Origin of the sequence: Lysinibacillus sp. GJ-1 (assembly GCF_021166035.1) — a bacterium.
GTDB lineage: Bacteria > Bacillota > Bacilli > Bacillales_A > Planococcaceae > Lysinibacillus > Lysinibacillus sphaericus.
The window spans coordinates 4,262,780-4,283,040 of the sequence record NZ_CP088912.1; the positions used below are offsets into that span (position 1 = coordinate 4,262,780).

Sequence of the window (20,261 nt, forward strand, 5' to 3'; positions counted from 1 at the left end):
TTAATTTCACTATACATAATCCACTAATCCGAACAGAATTGGCTTTCCCATTGACAGATTAATTTCGACAAAAATTCGCTAACCCAATTTGTCTACATGTATTGAAAAATTATTTTCATTAAAAAACTACTTGTAATAAATTACGCGTTCCACCCATATTTTATAAGCCTACATAAAAGACTCCTCTAAAATTTGTCATACTCCTTATTTAACTTGACCAAAATTGAATAATTACTATTCACTCTTATTTTATGAAGAGAAGGGCTACTTGGTTAAACAAAGTTAAATGTAAATACGAGGAACTCTTGCTGTAATAATGCATGGTACTTCATAATTAATCGTTTCTAGCTTTGTTGCCCATTCATCTATTGAAATCTCATCTTGCCCTTGACGACCAATGAGCGTTACTTCCTTACCTATAGCATATGCTTTTGGTAGCGCAACCATACATTGGTCCATGCAAATTCGTCCAACTATAGGCATTCTTTGTCCGTCTATTAGTACCTCTTGTCCTGCTAATTTACGAATTACCCCATCTGCATAACCTACTGGAATTGTCCCAATCCACATATCTGTTTGTGCAATGAATGTTGCTCCGTAACCTACTGAATCTCCTGCTTTTAACTGTTTGACATGGACAAGCTCACTCTCAAGTGAAAAGGCAGGCTTCAATGGAAATGGTAAAATCCCCTCTACATAAGATGATGGTGCTAAACCATACATTGAAATACCATAACGTACAGCATCATATTGTAAACGATTATCCTTTACCAAAGCCGTTGCTGTATTGGATGCATGTACTAGTCTAGGTTTGTCAGGCAATATAGCAATGAGCTTTTCAAATAACGCTACTTGGCTATCGAAATAGGCTGTGTCTTCCTCATCAGCTGTTGCAAAATGAGTAAAAATGCCATCCAATTCTACATTATCTGTTGAATGGATGGTATGGTATAGCGCTAACAATTCGCTTTCGGTGCGTATACCAATTCTGCCCATTCCACTATCTACCTTAATATGTAGTTGTAAAGGGTTTTCTTCCCCTGCTACCATTGTTGCAACTTGCTGTACCCATTCACTTGAAAATACCGTAAGCGTAATGCGTTGTTGTGCTGCATAGGATGCAAACGATACTGGCGAGGCCCCTAATATTAGTATGTCTGGTTCTTCGAAATGTGCTCGAATATGTAATGCTTCATCTGGTGTAGCCACGGCAAGCATTGTTGCACCCGCTTCCAAAGCTGCTTTAGCAACTGCAATATCCCCATGTCCATAGGCATTAGCTTTTACGACTGCGATAATTTGTACATTTGGTTGGAGTAGATCTTTTAAATTTTTTATATTTTGTTGGATTGCTTGTAAATCTACAATTGCTTTGGTTGGTCTAAAATACTGCTGTGTCTCCATTAGAATACCCTCTTTTTTAGTTATTAAACCGTTATGTATAGGAATAATTCCATATAACATTAAATTCTAGCATACTACTTGTCCGCCATTTGGATAATACATTGATGATCTACTTGTGCATGTCATTATATAAATTCGACAGCATGTTAATTTTTCCCTTTTTATTCCTATTAAAACTAGCTTATCTTTTTGTAGAACATGCAACATACTTCTATAGATCATTAATCTCCACTGTTTCACATTACTATACATAAACTGCTAGAAATAAAAAGTTCTTTTATTGCCTAATAAGCTACAGCTCTCTTTTCAGAAAGCTGTAGCTAGAAAAATTACTTCATACTACTTATCGTCATGGAAGTCGCAACTTCCACCATTTCTTCACGTGTTAATTTACTAGAAGCTACAAAGAATGCGACGCCATCTTTTTCCCAGCTAATGGACGTATCTGTAATCGCGCCAATTGTAAATCCTAAGTCAACAGGATCACCTGGCGAAGTAACTGGTAACATAGAGGACTCTTTCATAACTGGTTGCTGCATAACTGTAAACGCTTTATCCCCTTCAAACGTTAAAATAACTCGTTCCATACCACTATCACTAATGGCTTTTTCATTTGTCATTTTCGTGTTTTCAAAATTCACAACTGGATAATGCGTTTGGAATTCTTGATATTCAACCTCTGCACCGACTGCTTCTTTTTCACCATTTGCATCTGCTTGACCTTTAGCATCCGTTTCACCTTTTGCATCTTTATCATCTTTTGCATCTTTGTTTGCAGGTGCAGCTTGTTCGCCTTTTGAATCTTCTGTTTCAGTAAATTGTTCAACAGCATACTCTTTCGCAGCATGTTGTACACCTAGCTTAATATTATTAAATGTAATACGAATTTGCTCTTCTTTGACATCATTCATAATCACTACAGATGTAGGAAGCATCGTTTTCTTATCTACCGTTATAACTTGGTGAGGCATACTATTTTTATAACTATTTCTAGTAGCCGCTTCAAATATATATGCTTTGTCCTCTTCTTTCATGACTAAATTTTTATCTTCAGCTAAATCTTCTGCTAATGCTCCGATTAAATACGCCTGACTATTTTTCTTTGGCCAATCGCTTTGGAATTTGTACATTTTGTTTAATGTTGGTGTAACCACAAAAACTCCATCAGCATTACGCACAATCATTTGCGATACATCTTTCCCACTTTCCACTACTTCCACTCGATAGAAATCAGGTTTAGTATGCCACACGGTAACATCATATGTTCTAGGTTCTCCACCTGATTTAATCTCCATCTTAGCGTCTAACTCATAACCATTCGTCTCTGACCACTTACCATTAACTTTCTTCAACACTTTTTCCTGTGAGGCTGTACCACACGCCGACAGAAGTAATATCGCACAAATTAAGACGAGCCAAGTAACTAAACGGTTGCCCACGCTTTCACCCTTTCTTCTTTCAAATCCACTACGACAATATATGAACCATATTTGTCAGTTATGTCATTTGATGAAAAGGCAATATATTTTATTCCATAAGTAATATTACTTGCGCGGCTGCATATTGCTTAGAATGTGTAATACTAACAAAGCCCTTTACAAGCTCTCCTTTAAAATATAAAACAGGGTTACCCGCTTCCCCTCTTAATATTTCAACATCTTGTAGCGCACAATCTTTCCCTATTCCGGTACCTAGCGCTTTTGAAAAGGCCTCTTTTGCCGCAAATCGCCCTGCTAAAAATTCTATTTTGCGAGATTCAGAATGCGCTGTAAATAGTGCACGTTCGTTAACTGATAAAATGCGGTCCATAAATTTATCTGTGCGTGTCATTGCTTTCACAATACGCTCAGTTTCTACAATATCGAGACCAATTCCTTTAATCATATGAACTTCTCCTTTTCTTATTTCCAAAAAGCCATGTATAATAATTGTAAATTGAGGTGGAGCTATGTTTAGTAGAACAGAAAATTTTAAGCAATATACAAGTTATTATCCTGTTGTTTCAACACTAATAGCAGTGAATCTTATTCTTTATGTATTAACACTTCTTCCAGTCATAGGAGAACTGCTGTGGAACTATGGGATTCAAGTCAATTTCCTTATACAAAGCGGTGAATGGTGGCGGATTTTCTCTGCGATGTTCTTACATGCGAACTTTATGCATGTGCTCTTTAATATGTTCTCCCTGTTTTTATTTGGGCCAGAACTTGAGAAAATTGCAGGTAAAGCACGCTTCATTACGATTTATTTATTATCGGGTATCGTAGGGAACATGGCAACCTTTATGCTTAATGACAGTAGTTATGCCAGCCTTGGCGCAAGCGGCGCAATTTTTGGTATCTTCGGTGCGTTTGGTGCACTTGTCTACTACACGCGTCGTACAATGCCAATGCTTCGTAAGCTTATTTTGCCGATTATCGTCATCAGTGTCATCATGACTTTCTTACAGTCTAATGTAAATGTTTATGCCCATTTAGGTGGCTTAGTGACTGGATTCCTACTCGGACTTATTTACCTACATCCTACAAGAATTCTAAGTTGGCGCAAACAAAGAATGGCAGGAAAATAGCTTGTAAAAAGAGGAGCTACCCCATCAGTGAGGTGTTAATCACTGCGGGCTGTTCCTCTTTTTTATAGCTTAACATCCCTAACATTCCATTTTTTCTAAGGTCATTGACATGCTATCGTTGAAATTATAGTACAACAGTAGCCTCTTTCGCCATTTTTATTTTTTTCCATTCTACTGCGGTTAGCCCATAGACAACCTGATCTACATAATGATCGTATAGCCATTCAGCATCTCTTAAACGCCCTTCTTCATTGAATCCTAGCACTTTAGGAATTGTCCGACTACGTATATTCCCCACTGCAACGCGGACTTCAATGCGATTTAACTTTAGATATTCGAAAGCAAAATCAATAAATGCCCTCATCGAATTTGTCACAAGCCCATTGCCAACAAACTCATTCCCTAACCAATAGCCAATACTTGTCCACTTATGTTGCCAATTCACTTGATGATAACCAATGACCCCCGCTAGCTTACCATCATAATAAATTCCAGCCTGTATCCCATTATGGTCAGCATATTGTTGCATTGCATTTCGAACAAATTGTTCTGTATCTTTGACCGTCTTGACATTGTCTACAAAGGGTAACCACTCACGTAAAGTCTCTCTTGAACGGTCTGTTAGCGCAAATAACTCCTCTACATCATTTAAATCTAACATTTTTAAATAGGTGTGCTCATTTATGCTGTATCGAAACATCAAATCCACCCCTTTTTGTCAATTTATTCTATTATAAACGCATTTTTTCTAGATTTGTATATAAAAAAAGCTAATCTTTACATTTTTATGCAAAGATTAGCTAATCATTTTCTATTTAATGTTCATACCAAGTTAATATAGTTTCAGCATCTTGTTGTTCTAGGCTAGGTACATTACCTGTCATACCAGCCATTCCTGACATTACCGTCGCTTTTATCGACATGACTTGTTTACGCTTTTGGAAATACGTTTGACTACTTTCCATAGATTGTATACGTTTTTTCTCCATAAACAATGTAATGCGACTAAAGATCCGATATTGCATTGTCAATTGCTTGCCGTCAATCATGTAGCCTGCTGTTCGATGTTGCCAAATACCAAGGAATATGATTAATGGTATTAATAAGAATGCTAATAACCCGTAAGGATATAAGAAATAACTGCTTGCCCCTATTATCGGTACGAGCCAAATGAAATCAATGCGATAAAAAAATGGACGTGCACGTTTCGGAGCCTTTATAAATTCAGGATGCCAATTCATTTCAGGGAAAAGTTGTTCTAGCGTCTGTACACAATGTTGTTTTTTAATCAGTGGGAACAATGCAATTTTCTTATCTCCACCCTTTTCACCATTTCCCCCTGCACTTTCTACTACAACCGTAGCAAAACCAAATATTTGACGCAAAGGGTTTTCAACTATACGGATTGCCTGTATACGATTTAATGGTAATGTAATTCTTTTCTTCTCCAGTAACCCTTTAGTAATCATTAACTTTTCATCTTCAATACGAACCGTATAATCGTAATAATTCACAAGTGTTATAACAACCGATAGTAGCCACGCAATAATTAACACAAACATGATCATTAAAGCAACTAAGAATGCGCCAATCTTCACAATATCTGCCACTTCATGAAAGACCTCTTCATACGGGATAATATCCGAAAACTGAGAGATGACCGCTGCAACACCTGATAGGACAACGCCAATTCCACCAGAAGTCGTTGCTAATACAAGTAAATCCCGCATCGACATACGATAAATAACAGGCACCATCACTTCTTCTATTTGTCCATGTGCTAGTTCCTCGCCAAGTGGTTGCGCGATTTGTGTTTTTGCTCGACGCATTTCTTCTTCAATAACATCAGCCGCTATTTTTTGAATAGCTGTTAATTCTACCTCTGGCTTGCCACCTTTATTGCCTGCTGTCTCAACTTGCACCTTGACTAGGCCAAATATCCGATGAAAAATACCTTCATGGTAATTTAAACTTTGAATGCGCTCAAATGGAATATAACGCTTCTTTTTGACGAATAACCCGTACTTTACTCTGAGTTCACCATCCTCAAACCAGTAAACAAAGGTACGCCACTTTACAATACCACCGACAAGCGCTAGTACTGCCCCTACCCCCCACACGCCAAACAGTAATACGGTTTCAAAAAAATATTCACTGCGGAAGTTCAAGGAAAAGTTAAAGCCATTACTAATAATGATAATGGCTACAGGTAAGATCATACTCTTTAGTGCTTTGACACTAGAGATAATCGCCGATACAGGGTGTAAACGATACAATTCGTTAGACATCATCTTCCGCCACCCTTGCTAATTCCGAAATACGCGCACGAAGTCCATCTGCTTCATCCATGACCAGTGCTGGAATTGTATGTACCGTGGCGGCTGTAGAAATTGAAATATTACCTAGGCTGTATCTTTTTAAAATGGGGCCTTGTGTCGTGTCAACATGTTGCACACGTACCATTGGTATTAATGTGCGTTTGACAACAAACAAGCCATGTTGGACTTCAATTTCATGTTCGCGCACTTCGTATCTCCAGCGTTCCCATCGAATTTTCGGGAATAAATACGCAGAAAAAAATGCACTTAATAGAACAACAGCAATCGCGATAAAATAAATAAATGAATTCATAATAATAAGTGCCATAACAAACCAATGCTGCAATGACTAACAACAGCAATGTTTGTAACACACCATATAATCGCCATACTGTTAACCCTTTTCGGGAAATTTGATGAATTGGTTCAGCTCTCAAAATTGTTCCTCCTCTTTTCATTACCTATGTATACGTACGCAAATACTAATTTGTTTCAAATAAATCCATAGCCTTTTCATCATAATTAACCGCCATCTAAACATCTAGTATATCGCCTTTTTATTATACGGCGCTATAGTTTAATGCTTATAATAAGCCGCTTTCGTCGCAACGTTCCGTTTAGAAATCTCGCATACTTACTTTTCCTTCCAAAAATTTCGAATAAATTAATTTAACTATAAATATAAAAAACCTTACAGTCAATTTGACTGTAAGGTTTGAAAGTTAATTAGTCTTCATGGCGACGTGGTGCACGTGAACGACCTTGTCCACCTTCACGACGAGCTCCGCCCTCACGGCGACCACCTTCACGACGGCCACCACTGTTGCGACGATCGCCACCACTACCTTCACGACGGTTACCGCCAAAGCTACGACCACCACCGCTTCTGTTACGGCTATTACGATCGCCTCCGCGGCCACCACCGCCACCACCAGAACGCTCACGGCGCATTGGTAATGGACGCTCTTCTGTAATTGTAACAGGCGTATCATCCGGCTCTTTTGTTAATGAGCGTAATGCAGCTGCTACTACATCGATTGCATCATGGTTTTCAAGTACTTCTGTAGCTAATGTACGATAATCACCTAAGTTATTATTAGCAATAAGACCTTCAAGTGTCTCAATAGCTAAACGTTGTTGACCTACTAAAGCTTCGTCATTTGTTGGCGGACGAAGTGGTGTCATACGTTTTTTCGTTGTTTCTTCAACAATACGTAAATAGCCCATTTCACGAGGTGTTACAAATGTTACTGCAAGACCTGATTTTCCGGCAAGGCCAGTACGACCAATACGGTGAACGTAAGACTCAGGATCTTGAGGAATATCAAAGTTATACACGTGTGTAACGCCTGAAATATCTAGACCACGAGCTGCTACATCTGTTGCAACAAGGATATCAATTTTATTTTCTTTAAATTGACGTAAAACTGAAATACGTTTTGCTTGGCTTAAATCACCATGAATTCCTTCAGCAAGATATCCTCGGATTGATAAAGCTTGTGCTAGCTCATCAACACGGCGTTTTGTACGTCCAAAGATAATCGCTAATTCTGGTTGGTGAACGTTTAATAGACGAGATAAAACATCGAATTTTTCGCGCTCAGCAGCTTTCACAAAGTATTGATCAATGTTATCCACTGTTAATTCTTTTGCTTTAATTTTTACAATTTCAGGGTCACGCATAAATGTCTCAGCGATTTTACGGATTGCTGGTGGCATTGTTGCTGAGAATAATAATGTTTGGCGCTCAGCAGGTACGTTTTCTAAAATTGAATTTATATCATCGATGAAGCCCATGTTTAACATTTCATCTGCTTCGTCCAGTACAAGTGTTTGAACATCTTCTAGTTTTAAAGTACGACGATTAATATGGTCTAAAATACGACCTGGTGTACCAACAATAATTTGTGGTTTATTTTTCAGTGCACGAATTTGACGTCCGATTTCTTGACCACCGTAAACTGATAATAATTTCACACGCTTGTCGTAACCGACTTTATATAGTTCTTCTGAAACTTGAATCGCTAATTCACGAGTTGGAGCAATTACTAATGCTTGGATATTAGGGTTTTTAGGATCGATTTTCTCGATAAGTGGAATACCAAAAGCGGCAGTTTTACCTGTACCAGTTTGCGCTTGACCTAATACATCGCGACCTTCAATGGCAAAACGAATAGTACCCTCTTGGATTGGTGTTGCTTCTTCGAATCCCATACGTTTTACTGAACGTAGTGTAGATTCACTAATATTTAATTCTGAAAAATTTGTCAAACTTCTCAATCTCCTTTTTTCCTTTTAAGTTGACAAATGGTTACATTTTCAGATGAAGTTGTCGGCAAATTCGAGCCTGTGTTGTGGAACGTTTCCGTTACTTAAAAATTCTCTCTACAAATGTTTCAAGTAGAGCTCTTATATGAAAAGGAAAGCCCGGTCTTTACCGAGCGGTTCGATTCTGCGTAATTATTCACTTAGAATAAAACCGTTATGTTCAAAAAAAAGTACTCTTCAACCAAATTATGAAGAGTCTTCGCACAAAATGTATCCATTGCTTACACTAGTCTATCACGGGAATCAAACGTATGCAACGATAACGCATGAGTCGTAATAATCTGACTATTTACTTATCCTTTAAAAACGCTAAAACCTTCGTAAACCAATCAAAACAATCTTCACAATGACAAATATGGTGTTTGCCATTGTTAGAAAAATACAACTTTTTATTTGTTGAAGCAAGCTGATCAAACAAAAATTGAGCGGTATGATAGGGCACAATTCCGTCTAATTTCCCTTGTACAATATACACTGGAATTTTAATGTCCTGATAGTACGGCGCTACCTTTTGGACAAGTTTCATGAATTCAATCGTAGCTGCTAAGGGGACGTTGTTGAACTTATGACGATATCTCAAAAACAACTCATTATTCGAAAGGTTGCGATGATACGCTTCAGTTGCTAACATTTTAAAATCTTTAACAAGCTGCTTAGGGCTAATGTATTTAGCTGCAGCACTAAGCAGTACAAGCTTCTTCACCTTATAACGTTTCGCTAAATATAACGCAATAATGCCACCCATAGAAAAACCAACGACAATCACTTCATCCACTTTTTTCGATAGCGCTCGAAAAGCTAACTCCGCATCCATTAACCAATGCTGTGCGGTAAAGCCTTTCATCTTTAGTTCTTCTCCATGCCCTGATAAGGTAGGCGTCTCGATTAGCCAATCTGTATTGGCTTGTAAATAAACGGTAAACGGCTCTACCTCATAAGCACCACCCGAAAATCCATGAATACATAATACCCCTATCGTCATTACCCTCACCTCAAAAAGTGGCTGTTTTACTAGCAATAGCATACAAAATGCTTTCCAATTTTTTTAATAAAGGGTAAAAATCAGCGCATCTGTAAACCAGAGCGGATTTTTACCCCAAGTAACAATTCATTATGTCAACAACCGCAAATCATGAAGTAAATGATTGCAAAATTGTTTCTAGTTTCATCCCACGTGAGCCTTTTAATAAAACAATGGATTTCTCTGTTGCCTGTTGAAGCTTTGCAATGATAGGCGCAAAATCATCCTTGTCGTATAATAAATGGTCAGCGTCGAAACGTTCTTTCAACACCTCATACAAGAAAGCCATACGCGAGCCGTACAAGCACACATAGTCAATTTCACCTTCATGAATTGCTAATGATAACTCTTCATGGAAGCTTTTTTCATTATCCCCTAGTTCCAGCATATCACCTAAGACAAGCCACTTTTCAGGGCGAATAGTTGTAGTGGCTATAAACTGAATCGCCGCCTTTACCGACGTAGGTGCAGCATTGTAAGCATCATTAATAAATAATGCACCTTGATTTCCTTGTATTTGCTGCATACGCATATCTGTTAACGTTACGTCTTTTAAAGATGTACGGATTTGCTCATCCGTTAAACCTAGTTTTTGCGCGATAAGCATGGCAATTAAAGTGTTTTTCACCTGATGCTTCCCAAGAACAGAAATAAAGAAATCCCCTTCAATAGCACCATGTGTTGTAAAGCTACTTCCACTTGCAGTTGCTTCAATATTATCAGCATATAACAAATCGCCTGGTTCTAAACCAAACGCCTGTGCATTTAAATTTTGTTCTTTTGCAACAAGCTCATTTAATAATGGCTCATCACCATCATAAAAGAGTACGCCATCCTCTTGCATACCTTGTATAATTTCAAACTTCGCCTTTGCAATACCGGCACGCGAGCCTAGGTCTTGCATATGTGCCTCACCGATATTGGTAATTACCGTTATATGAGGACGAGCTAACTTTGTTAAAAACTCAATTTCCCCAAATCCACTCATGCCCATTTCAAGTACAGCAACTTCTGTATCCTCTTGGAGCTGTAAAATCGTAATTGGTAAGCCTAGTTGATTATTAAAATTACCAATTGTTTTTTGTACTTTAAAAAACGGTGCTAGCGTGCCCGCTAAAATATCCTTTGTGGATGTTTTACCATTCGATCCTGTAATACCAATAAAGGTCGCCTTATGCTCGTTACGATAAGCACGTGCCATTTGCTGTAACGCCAACTCTGAATCATCCACAAATAGTAACGGAACATTTTTGGGCGGGTTAGGTTCATCTTTTTGCCAAAGCGAAGCACCCGCTCCTTTTTCAAAAGCTTGTTGTACAAACTTATGACCATTTGCCTGTTCACCACGGAATGGCACAAATAAATCCCCTTGGCAGATTGTTCTTGTATCAATCGATATACCAGATACAATCGTATCTCCGAAAGCTGGCACCTCATCATTTAACCATGCTGCTAATTCCTTTAATGTCTTTTTCACAATAATCCCACTCAGTCTTTTTTATAGTGAAGCTGTTGTTTTTCTTCAAAGCGCTCAAGTGCTAGCGCAATCAGTCGATTAATAAGCTCTGGATAACTTACGTTTGTATGTTGCCAAAGAAGCGGATACATACTAACAGGTGTAAAACCTGGCATTGTATTTACTTCGTTAATATAAATGGCATGATCTGCCGTGACAAAGAAATCAGCACGTACTAAACCACTTCCATCTAAAATCTTAAACGCACTTTTTGCGTGCTCTTTTAAACTAGTCACAACTTCTGTAGGTAGTTCAGCAGGAATTATTAATGCTGTTGAACCATCCTTATATTTTGAATCATAATCATAGAACTCCGTCATAGGCTTAATTTCACCTGGTACAGATACTTCTGGAAAATCATTGCCCAGTACAGCTAATTCAATTTCACGTGCTACAATACCTTGCTCTACCACAATTTTACGGTCGAATTGCAATGCTACCTCAATTGCTTGAATCAGTTCCTCACGGTTCGAAGCTTTACTAATACCAACACTTGAGCCTAAATTTGCTGGCTTTACAAACATTGGCCAAGACAATTTCTGTTCACAACGCGTTAAAATAGCATCTTGCTCTTTCGTCCATTCACTGCGAATGAAGTACGTATATGGCACTTGTGGTAAGCCCGCAATTTCAAACAACTGTTTCATAATCACTTTATCCATACCTGCAGATGATGCCAACACACCATTACCGACATACGGAAGATTCAACACTTCCAGTAAACCCTGTACAGTTCCATCTTCCCCGTTTGTTCCATGCAGTAAAGGGAAAATAACATCAAATTGGACCGCTGCCCCGTTTTTATCAATTAAAAACGCTGTAATATTATTTTCTAAAATAATGGCATCATCACCAAATTGCAATTCTTCAATCGAATTTGCGGGTTTTTCTAAACGCTCACCGCGTCGCCATTCCCCATCTGGTGTAATGTAAATCGGATATATCTCATACTCCTCGAAATTCAAAGCTCCAGTGACTGCGCACGCCGTCGACAATGACACCTCATGCTCCGCTGACTTTCCGCCGTATAATAAACCGATTCTTTTTTTCATTTTTTGTGCCCTCCACATACTTCTTGAGTATTATTAGTTTATCACGAAACGGCTTGACAAATGACATAAAAATCTCACCGTAATTTGGACGGTGAGATTTGAGTGCCTTATTCATTCAAAAGTTGGTCACCCAAGTAAAATGACTGACTATCACTTTCTTGAGTTCCATTCCTTTATAGCTGGTGAAATACCTGCTATATAGTTAAATAATATGAATCAATTCATCGTGCTCGTTTTTCAAAATTGTATTTAAATCATCCCAGACCTCATCTGGAAAGGAATAATCTGACAGGTTACGTATTTCTATACCATATGCGGCTTTCGGCTTCTCAATGCGATACAGTGACAACAATGCGCCCTCTTTAGCAAAGGAGCGATACGCACGCAAAAATTCCGGCGTAAGAGAAGGAATACTCGATTTTACTTTACGGCGCCAAAAACCTGTGCTTCGTTCTTTTTCACGTATTAACGTATTAAACACATTAGCGACGAGCAAATCTGAATCACTTAAATGGCGAAAATAAATTTTCGTCATTTTCTCTACATCCGAAGAACAATACACAAACCGATTTTGCAATTTATTAAAAAATGGCGAAGTAATCGGTTCTTTTTTATGACTTATGTAAAGCAGTTCTCCCTGTTCCATCGGTGTCAGCTGATCCAGCCTCTTTTCATCCATAAAATCTACCCAACACAATTCTTTCGACTCCGTAGCTTTTTTTACAAAACGAGGAACTTCCTCATCTGCTATATAATCAAACTGTGTATGCATATTAAATGATCCGTCTTCATAGGAATGCTTTAGTAAAAGTAAGTGATGCAGTGGATCTAAAGCAGCCACGAATTGCGAGAATTTAAGCCCGCTAAATATAACAAATTTATCGACATCATTCATATGAACATATATATGATACATAAAATCTTCAGCTGACTTTAATTTCTTAGCCACATCCATCACCCCATTCTTCACTTTATTATAAAACTAAACATCATTTTTTGAAACATTTTATGCTATTTGTCGTCACAACAATATACTCAGGCGTAAAATTGTTTTTTGCGTTATAATGTTAATGTTCGACATGCGTCTGTGCGCAGATTTTAAACTATTTTATTTTAGGTGGCTTTTATGGAAAATAAACGAAATTTCGTGAACCGTTTTGACTGGACGCTCGCTTTTATACTTTTCACTTTTCTTGTCATTAGTTTATTAGCAATTGCATCCGCTCAAACTTCCGGACAATATGGTATTAATTACGTACCTTTGCAACTAAGATGGTATGTAATTGGTGCATTTATTATCGGTGTCATTATGTTTTTCGAGCCTGATCAATATAAAAAAATGGCTTGGTATATGTACGGAGCTGGAATTGCTCTTTTAGTTTTGCTTATTTTCATGCCGGAAGGTATAGGCCAAATTGGTGAGCCTGTGAATGGTGCTAAAAGCTGGTTCCATACACCACTTGGTAATATCCAGCCCTCCGAATTTATGAAAACTTTTTACATTTTAGCGCTTGCCCGCCTTATTAGTAAGCATCATGAAGTCTACTCTTTAAGATCCATTAAGTCTGACTTCATTTTACTAGGTAAAATCGCTTTAACGTTGATTATACCACTTGGTATTATTATGAAACAGCCTGACCTTGGTTCAGCACTTGTTTTCTTTGCAATTACTGCTGCACTCGTTATTGTAGCAGGTATCTCTTGGAAAATTTTATTACCTACTTTTTTAGGTGGTGCTGTCGTCGGGGGAAGCCTCCTGTGGATGGCACTTTACATGCAGGAATTTTTAGAGAAAACATTTGGATTTAAAGCGTACCAGTTTGCCAGAATTTACTCTTGGCTAGATCCATACTCCTATTCATCGAGTGATGGTTACCATTTGATTACTTCCTTAAACGCTATTGGGTCTGGTGAAATCTTCGGTAAAGGCTTCCGTGGGCGCGAAGTATACGTAGCCGAAAATCATACGGACTTCATCTTCACCGTCATCGGTGAGGAATGGGGTTTTATCGGTGCAAGTATAGTAATCTGTATTTTCTTTTTGTTAATCTATCATTTAACTAAAACAACATTATTATTGAAAGACCCTTTTTCAACTTATGTTTGTGCAGGTATTATCGCGATGATTACGTTCCATGTATTCGAAAACATTGGTATGACAATACAGCTACTACCGATTACAGGTATTCCACTTCCATTCATAAGTTATGGGGGAAGTTCTTTAATGGGCAATGCCTTGGCCATCGGGCTAGTCTTTAGCATGCGTTTCCATTATCGTACTTACATGTTTACAACGTACGATGAAGAGGATTAAGAAATTTAAATAATAAAAAAAGAATGGATAGCCTCTCTACTTTCGAAAGAGAACTATCCATTCTTTTTTGTAAAACGAGTTAAGCTTGAACTTGCGGAGTTTGCGTTGGTGGTGTGAGCACTTTTAAAAGTTCAAGTCGAGACTTTGTTACAGTAGCTGTCACACCCAACTTCGATAAATTCGAAACAATCTTTTTCAAATCTACTTCCTTCGTCATACATTCCACCTCAATCTTTTCTCGATTTTATATAACGTTTTATTTCCAAAAAAGTTTCATTTTTTCTAAGTGTTAGATGTCAGACGAGTTTATCTGTATCTATCATACCATTTAACTCGCCTTTAATATTTTTCAATTTTGTTACAATGTAAATTATGTTTAAATGTCACTTTTTTAGGCAAACAAAATACACTATAGAATAGAATTTGATAAATACATTATTAACTCATCAAATCAATTCTATTCGTTGTTCTTCATTATTTTTGACCAGCCAGCAGGAACAAGCTTCTACCAAAAGAGGGAGTGAAAGAAGGAATAACTATTGTGGATGAACGGTTACGCAAAATAATAACTGAACATAAACTAAATCAATCCTTGTCTTGGTTTCAAATGCTTCTCCTACCGCACCCTTGTAATAGCAAGAACAAGAGAGGTAGAATATACATACTGAAATATTGTAAGAAAGCAGGAAATTAAATGATAAAACCAATTTTACTCTTAATGTCAGTACAGTTTCTCGTCTACCTAGGCTTTGGAATTATTATTCCTGTCCTACCAGAGGTCATCGTACAAAACGATTGGCAAAACATCCATGTAGGCGGTTTACTGACAGTGTATTCTCTTGCAAGTTTTTTTACCGCACCACTTTGGGGAAAGCTTTCTGATAAAGTCGGTCGTAAGCAACTCATTTTAACAGGATTGGTAGGGTTTAGTCTCAGTTTCATTATTTTTTCGATGTTCATTGATCATTTAACAATGTTATACGTATCACGTATCGTGGGTGGCTTATTCTCAGGTGCGTTGTATACAGCTGTAACAGGTTTTATTGGTGACATGTCGAGCGAGGAAGATCGTAATAAGTACATGGGTTTCATGGGCATGTCCATTGGTCTAGGTTTTATCTTCGGTCCTGCAATTGGCGGCATGTTAGGTAATTATAGCTTGCAATTGCCATTTATCGCATCAGCAGCTTTAATCGCACTATTATTTATTTATGCAACTTTCGTCTTAAAAGAACCAGAAAAACGAAAAGATGTAACAAAAAGAGCAATTGTCCCAAAAGGTGTTGGCAAAATGCTTCAATACCGTGTTCGTTATTTATTTATGTTCTCGTTCTTAGTGACTTTTATGCTGGCAGGAGTAGAAGCAACATTCCAGCTTTTTCAAATTGACCGTATACAAATAACACCTTTGCAAATCGGTTATTTATTTATGTTTAGTGGCTTTGTAGATGCAGCCATACAAGGTGGCGTAGTTCGTCGCATTAAAAATGGCACAGAAACATCTTGGCTCATTGGAGCTCAAATCATTACAGCAATCGGTATGCTTTTATTTACTTTAACAGGCAATCTATTAATGGCAGGTTTTGCACTTTGTATCTTTACAGCCGGAAATGCCCTTGCAAGAACATGTGTCGTGTCATTATCCTCCAAAGAATCTGGAGGCCAATATGGGACAGCAGCAGGTCTTTCCTACTCTATGGATAATTTAGGGCGTATTCTCGGGCCTCTATTTTTCACATGGTTATTTACGATGCAATCTAATCTTGGCTACTATATTGCTGCAGCTATCGCAATTATCTCGATTATTTTAATCTTTATTTATAAGGCTTCAAATAAAACTTTAAGGCTTGAATAATTTTCGTACTATATGTCGTAACTAATAGAAACAGATGTATTTGTTAAACTTATATGACATCCATGTTTGAAAGCGTAAACTCGGAGGATACTGCATGAATAAAACAATCAATTTTTCTCTTCCTAGAGAGCTTGAACCATTACGGTCTGAAATTGAAGATTCGCTACTGGCGGCAATCACTATATCGCCATGTAAACGTTCAACTACAATAACAGAAAGTAAATTCGCCGGTGAACCTTATTTACCTTATTATCAAACAGTTCCAAAGGACATTACTGGTGAAGCGATGCGTTTATTAGCTCAAATAAATTTTGCAGAAATACCAACAATACAAGATTTTCCTACTCAAGGTATTTTACAATTTTTTATTTCATCTAATATTTTTGCCAATGCGGCACATTATAAGGAAGACATTTTTCAACAGTTCTATAAAGTACGATTTTACCCAACGTTAGAAACAAAAACAGCAATGCCAACACAAGAAAAACCTGCTGTGACCACAGATGATTGGTTTCCTATTAAAGAAGAGTTATCGCTACAATTCCACTTTACACAGGAACCTGTCTCAGCTTTAGATTATCGAGCTGTACACTATTTACCGAGTCTAATATGTACCCTAAACCATGATGTTAATTTGCACGAAATCTACTTACAGCATTTTTTAGGAGCTGGCGCTAAAATAGGCGGATACGCATATTTTTTAGAGGAAGACATTCGGCACGAATCTCATCTGCTACAACGGTATGATGTACTTTTACTACAAATAGATTCCAATGATGAGTTCGGTATTATGTGGGCGGATAGTGGCGTAGGGAAATTCTTTATCAATCGTGATAAGCTTCTTCAACAAGATTTTAGCGATATACTATTTCAATGGGAACATTATGTATAAGCTAACTGATTTACCTCTTGCCTTGAAACTGAATACAAAATGAGCAAGCCCCAGCACTATTTTTTTGTGATGGGGCTTGCCTAATTTCGATTACTGTTTGCTAGCTATGCCCTCAAAGTCGCAAAACGCAAAGGCATTGTCCCTACTTTTTTTAGGGGGGAATTTTTTTGATGATAACAAATCACTTACTGTCCTTTCTTTCCACCTGTGAAGTAAGCTATACTAGATATAATGTGAAATATAGTAAAGGGGTGCAGGAATGAGCATTTTTACAGATGTAGAATATCTAGTACCTTTAATTTTATTCGTAAATATCTTATCTGCGATGACAATTATATTTTTAGAGCGTAAAGATGCTAGTTCTACATGGGCATGGATTCTTGTCCTATTTTTCTTGCCATTAGCTGGATTTATTTTATATTTACTACTTGGCAGACAACTGCGCAGGAAACATTTGTTTCGTTGGGAAGGGCGCAAAGATATTGGGATTGATAATCTGATTAGCTATCAAATAGACACCATTCGAGATAATACGTTTGAGTTTCGTATTGAAAATGCCGAAAATTATAAAGAAATGATTTATATGCATTTAAAAACGAATAATGCGGTATTAACACAAGACAATCACCTTGCTATTTTTGACGATGGTGCAGACAAATTTGAACAGCTATTAAAAGACATCGAAGCAGCTAAAGATCATATCCATATTCAATATTACATCTTCCGCTTAGATAATTTGGGTACTCGTCTTATTGACGCAATGATTAAAAAGGCAAAACAAGGAGTCAAAGTAAGGCTCTTATATGATGAGATGGGCTCTCGTAATGTAAAAAGGAGACATTTCAAGGAACTTCTTGAAGCAGGTGGTGAAGTAGAAGTATTTTTCCCTTCCATATTCCCACTGCTTAACCCTCGCCTCAACTTTAGAAATCACCGCAAAATAGGAGTAATTGACGGTCGTATTGGGTATATCGGGGGCTTTAATGTAGGAGATGAATACCTTGGACTTCAAAAGAAATTTGGCTATTGGAGAGATACACATTTACGTATTGAAGGAAGCGCTGTCCACCCATTGCAAACACGCTTTTTATTAGATTGGAATCAAGCATGTGCACAGCAAAAGATGGGTTATTCCGACCGTTACTTCCCTGCTATCCCGAAAAAAGGTGATGTCGGTTTACAAATCGTTTCCAGTGGACCGGACTCTGATTGGGAACAAATAAAAATCGGCTATTTAAAGCTGATTAATATGGCCAAGAGATATATTTATATTCAAACGCCTTATTTTATTCCTGATATTAGTTTTTTAGATGCCATAAAAATTGCTACTTTATCAGGCATTGACGTACGTATTATGATTCCTAACAAGCCGGACCATATGTTTGTTTATTGGGCAACATACTCTTACGTGGGCCAATTATTACGTGCAGGAGCAAAGGTTTATATTTATGAAAAAGGATTTATTCATGCTAAAGCTATTATTATTGACGATGAAGCATCTACAGTAGGAACTGCAAATATCGATGTTCGAAGTTTTAGTTTAAACTTCGAAGTAAATGCCTTTATTTACGATTCTAAAATTTCTCATCAATTAGCTGAGCTATTTGAAAAGGACATTTTAGATAGCACAGAATTAACTTGGGAAATGTATCAAAATCGTTCCAGCATGATAAAGTTTAAAGAATCTATTTCTCGCTTATTAACACCGATATTATAACAACCCATTCGTTCTGCAATTTAAAAAATTAGAAGTGTTCACTAGTTGTTGGTAGCGAAGGCGGTGACTCCAGCTCAGAACAGCACATAATGTAAGACGCGGGCATACGCGCGCAAGCAGAGGGTTGCGGCTTACTGTGCTGAGCGGAAAGCACCGTCGTAGCGGACAACAGCATAGCAAAAAAGTGTTAGATTGATTAGGTTCAATCTAACACTTTTTCTCTTATGTCCCAGCCACTTTTTGCTATGGTTCGCTACAGTGGTTACTTCCCCATTACACACCGTAACGCTGCGTACGTTATCGCTTGAAGTTTTGTCTCCAAGCTCTTTGTTTATTCAGCCCCTAAATACTCTTCTAACGTAACATTCTGTTCTTTCATTTTCTTAGCAATGTCAATTCCAACATATCGATAATGCCAAGATTCATACATATAGCCTGTTAAATGTTCTTTATTTTGAGGGAATCGTAAAATGAAACCATATTCTGCAGCATGCTCAAATAGCCATTTCCCAGCAGGTGTTTCACCAAACTCCTCAGTCAACCATAAATCTTCTTTGCCGACTTCCCCAATATCAAACGATAGGCCTGTTTGGTGCTCGGAAAAACCTGGGCGTGCACTATAGCGATCTGCTGCAGCTTGACCATCGCGCTTAACATAATTATTGTATAATGTTGTTTGATATTCATAAGAACGATATCCACTAAACGCGACTAAGTTAAAGCCCTGTTGTTTAGCTTGGGCTAACATCTTATTTAACGCTTGACGTGCCTCTGGATTTTCACCTGGTGCAAATGTGGATGGTAGTGGATATTTTTTATTAGCCAGTAAAATACCATCAATATAAGTAGGCTCTGTCGGCATTGCTTGATTTGGGTAATAGCCATTTTCGTCTGGCTGCTCTTGTGGTTCAGTTACTTCGGGTGTTTTTGGTTGCTCTTTTGTAGGATTGTCTTTTTTGCCTTGTTCTGCTACTGGTTGTTCTTCATCTGACGCTACATTGACTTGATTATTCTTATAGTAAATCACTATAAAAATAGATACGATCAGTGCCGCTGAAATAATAGCGCCAATAATAAGTGGTAGTCGATTTTTTTTCATTTCTTTGCCCCTTTTGTGTAGATACAGGGTTGCTAAACAAAACGAGATTTCAAAATCAGGTCGTTTCAATGGGAGTTTGAGCAACCCTAAGACCTTTAATCAATTACACCTCGGCGGAATGTCTTTAAGATTTTTTCAAAACGGCTCGACAGTTCTTTTACATCTTTGACAACCAC

At 37.7% G+C, this 20,261-nt stretch carries 17 protein-coding genes and 1 pseudogene; 5 read left to right on the plus strand and 13 right to left on the minus strand.

Annotated features, from left to right (window positions below; translation table 11 throughout):
• Positions 1 to 282 precede the first annotated feature (282 nt).
• The 3 genes from alr to acpS form a co-directional block, all read right to left on the minus strand.
• Positions 283 to 1,404, minus strand: a complete 1,122-nt coding sequence (gene alr, locus LO754_RS21215; RefSeq protein WP_024361309.1) for an alanine racemase — start codon at positions 1,402 to 1,404, stop codon at positions 283 to 285.
• Between the two features lie 329 nt (positions 1,405 to 1,733).
• Positions 1,734 to 2,843 carry a LolA family protein gene (locus tag LO754_RS21220; RefSeq protein WP_024361310.1) on the minus strand — a complete coding sequence of 370 codons (1,110 nt, stop codon included), beginning with the start codon at positions 2,841 to 2,843 and terminating at the stop codon, positions 1,734 to 1,736.
• 88 nt (positions 2,844 to 2,931) lie between these two features.
• The gene (gene acpS, locus LO754_RS21225; protein ID WP_024361311.1) at positions 2,932 to 3,288 is read right to left on the minus strand and encodes a holo-ACP synthase; all 357 of its coding nucleotides are present in this window, start codon (positions 3,286 to 3,288) and stop codon (positions 2,932 to 2,934) included.
• 64 nt (positions 3,289 to 3,352) lie between these two features.
• Here acpS and LO754_RS21230 point away from each other — a divergent pair, with 64 nt between their 5' ends.
• A complete protein-coding gene (locus LO754_RS21230) occupies positions 3,353 to 3,973 on the plus strand; it encodes a rhomboid family intramembrane serine protease (RefSeq protein WP_024361312.1) in 621 nt (206 codons plus the stop codon).
• Positions 3,974 to 4,097: 124 nt separating this feature from the next.
• Here the strand turns inward: LO754_RS21230 and LO754_RS21235 are convergent, their stop codons facing one another.
• From LO754_RS21235 to LO754_RS21270, 8 genes and pseudogenes are all read right to left on the minus strand, one after another.
• Positions 4,098 to 4,673, minus strand: a complete 576-nt coding sequence (locus LO754_RS21235; protein WP_024361313.1) for a GNAT family N-acetyltransferase — start codon at positions 4,671 to 4,673, stop codon at positions 4,098 to 4,100.
• A gap of 115 nt (positions 4,674 to 4,788) precedes the next feature.
• A complete protein-coding gene (locus LO754_RS21240; RefSeq protein WP_024361314.1) occupies positions 4,789 to 6,261 on the minus strand; it encodes a PH domain-containing protein in 1,473 nt (490 codons plus the stop codon).
• Positions 6,254 to 6,728, minus strand: a pseudogene (locus LO754_RS21245) (PH domain-containing protein). Before LO754_RS21245 ends, LO754_RS21240 begins: the two are co-directional and overlap by 8 nt.
• Before the next feature lie 289 nt (positions 6,729 to 7,017).
• Positions 7,018 to 8,562 carry a degradosome RNA helicase CshA gene (gene cshA / locus LO754_RS21250; RefSeq protein ID WP_231785212.1) on the minus strand — a complete coding sequence of 515 codons (1,545 nt, stop codon included), beginning with the start codon at positions 8,560 to 8,562 and terminating at the stop codon, positions 7,018 to 7,020.
• A gap of 346 nt (positions 8,563 to 8,908) precedes the next feature.
• Complete coding sequence (locus LO754_RS21255; protein WP_024361317.1) at positions 8,909 to 9,601, minus strand: alpha/beta hydrolase; 693 nt, start codon at positions 9,599 to 9,601, stop codon at positions 8,909 to 8,911.
• A gap of 148 nt (positions 9,602 to 9,749) precedes the next feature.
• The gene (locus tag LO754_RS21260; RefSeq protein WP_231785213.1) at positions 9,750 to 11,117 is read right to left on the minus strand and encodes a UDP-N-acetylmuramoyl-tripeptide--D-alanyl-D-alanine ligase; all 1,368 of its coding nucleotides are present in this window, start codon (positions 11,115 to 11,117) and stop codon (positions 9,750 to 9,752) included.
• Between the two features lie 11 nt (positions 11,118 to 11,128).
• On the minus strand, positions 11,129 to 12,208 hold the full coding sequence (locus tag LO754_RS21265) for a D-alanine--D-alanine ligase (RefSeq protein WP_024361319.1): 1,080 nt from the start codon (positions 12,206 to 12,208) through the stop codon (positions 11,129 to 11,131).
• 202 nt (positions 12,209 to 12,410) lie between these two features.
• Positions 12,411 to 13,163, minus strand: a complete 753-nt coding sequence (locus tag LO754_RS21270; protein WP_029747104.1) for a hypothetical protein — start codon at positions 13,161 to 13,163, stop codon at positions 12,411 to 12,413.
• 171 nt (positions 13,164 to 13,334) lie between these two features.
• Between LO754_RS21270 and LO754_RS21275 the strand changes: the two genes are divergently transcribed.
• Positions 13,335 to 14,522, plus strand: coding sequence for an FtsW/RodA/SpoVE family cell cycle protein (locus tag LO754_RS21275; protein ID WP_231785214.1), 1,188 nt, complete (start codon positions 13,335 to 13,337; stop codon positions 14,520 to 14,522).
• Between the two features lie 79 nt (positions 14,523 to 14,601).
• Here LO754_RS21275 and LO754_RS21280 read toward each other — a convergent pair whose 3' ends face one another.
• Positions 14,602 to 14,739 (minus strand): Lmo0850 family protein, encoded by a 138-nt coding sequence (locus LO754_RS21280; protein ID WP_004232019.1) that lies wholly within the window; start codon positions 14,737 to 14,739, stop codon positions 14,602 to 14,604.
• A 477-nt stretch (positions 14,740 to 15,216) separates the two neighbouring features.
• Between LO754_RS21280 and LO754_RS21285 the strand changes: the two genes are divergently transcribed.
• From LO754_RS21285 to cls, 3 genes are all read left to right on the plus strand, one after another.
• Positions 15,217 to 16,377: an MFS transporter gene (locus tag LO754_RS21285; protein WP_024361322.1), complete on the plus strand. Its 1,161-nt coding sequence runs from the start codon at positions 15,217 to 15,219 to the stop codon at positions 16,375 to 16,377.
• Positions 16,378 to 16,471: 94 nt separating this feature from the next.
• Positions 16,472 to 17,269: a YwqG family protein gene (locus tag LO754_RS21290; protein WP_024361323.1), complete on the plus strand. Its 798-nt coding sequence runs from the start codon at positions 16,472 to 16,474 to the stop codon at positions 17,267 to 17,269.
• A gap of 259 nt (positions 17,270 to 17,528) precedes the next feature.
• Entirely contained in the window at positions 17,529 to 18,986 is a 1,458-nt protein-coding gene (gene cls / locus LO754_RS21295; RefSeq protein ID WP_024361324.1) for a cardiolipin synthase, read from the plus strand.
• Between the two features lie 331 nt (positions 18,987 to 19,317).
• Here the strand turns inward: cls and LO754_RS21300 are convergent, their stop codons facing one another.
• Positions 19,318 to 20,085, minus strand: a complete 768-nt coding sequence (locus tag LO754_RS21300; protein WP_231785215.1) for a M15 family metallopeptidase — start codon at positions 20,083 to 20,085, stop codon at positions 19,318 to 19,320.
• Positions 20,086 to 20,261: the final 176 nt, after the last annotated feature.

Coding starts and splice junctions, on each gene's coding strand:
- alr (WP_024361309.1), bottom strand. CDS start 1,404: ATGGAGACACAGCAGTATTTTAGACCAACCAAAGCAATTGTAGATTTA.
- acpS (WP_024361311.1), bottom strand. CDS start 3,288: ATGATTAAAGGAATTGGTCTCGATATTGTAGAAACTGAGCGTATTGTG.
- LO754_RS21230 (WP_024361312.1), top strand. CDS start 3,353: ATGTTTAGTAGAACAGAAAATTTTAAGCAATATACAAGTTATTATCCT.
- LO754_RS21235 (WP_024361313.1), bottom strand. CDS start 4,673: ATGTTTCGATACAGCATAAATGAGCACACCTATTTAAAAATGTTAGAT.
- LO754_RS21240 (WP_024361314.1), bottom strand. CDS start 6,261: ATGTCTAACGAATTGTATCGTTTACACCCTGTATCGGCGATTATCTCT.
- LO754_RS21255 (WP_024361317.1), bottom strand. CDS start 9,601: ATGACGATAGGGGTATTATGTATTCATGGATTTTCGGGTGGTGCTTAT.
- LO754_RS21265 (WP_024361319.1), bottom strand. CDS start 12,208: ATGAAAAAAAGAATCGGTTTATTATACGGCGGAAAGTCAGCGGAGCAT.
- LO754_RS21270 (WP_029747104.1), bottom strand. CDS start 13,163: ATGGATGTGGCTAAGAAATTAAAGTCAGCTGAAGATTTTATGTATCAT.
- LO754_RS21275 (WP_231785214.1), top strand. CDS start 13,335: ATGGAAAATAAACGAAATTTCGTGAACCGTTTTGACTGGACGCTCGCT.
- LO754_RS21280 (WP_004232019.1), bottom strand. CDS start 14,739: ATGACGAAGGAAGTAGATTTGAAAAAGATTGTTTCGAATTTATCGAAG.
- LO754_RS21285 (WP_024361322.1), top strand. CDS start 15,217: ATGATAAAACCAATTTTACTCTTAATGTCAGTACAGTTTCTCGTCTAC.
- LO754_RS21290 (WP_024361323.1), top strand. CDS start 16,472: ATGAATAAAACAATCAATTTTTCTCTTCCTAGAGAGCTTGAACCATTA.
- cls (WP_024361324.1), top strand. CDS start 17,529: ATGAGCATTTTTACAGATGTAGAATATCTAGTACCTTTAATTTTATTC.
- LO754_RS21300 (WP_231785215.1), bottom strand. CDS start 20,085: ATGAAAAAAAATCGACTACCACTTATTATTGGCGCTATTATTTCAGCG.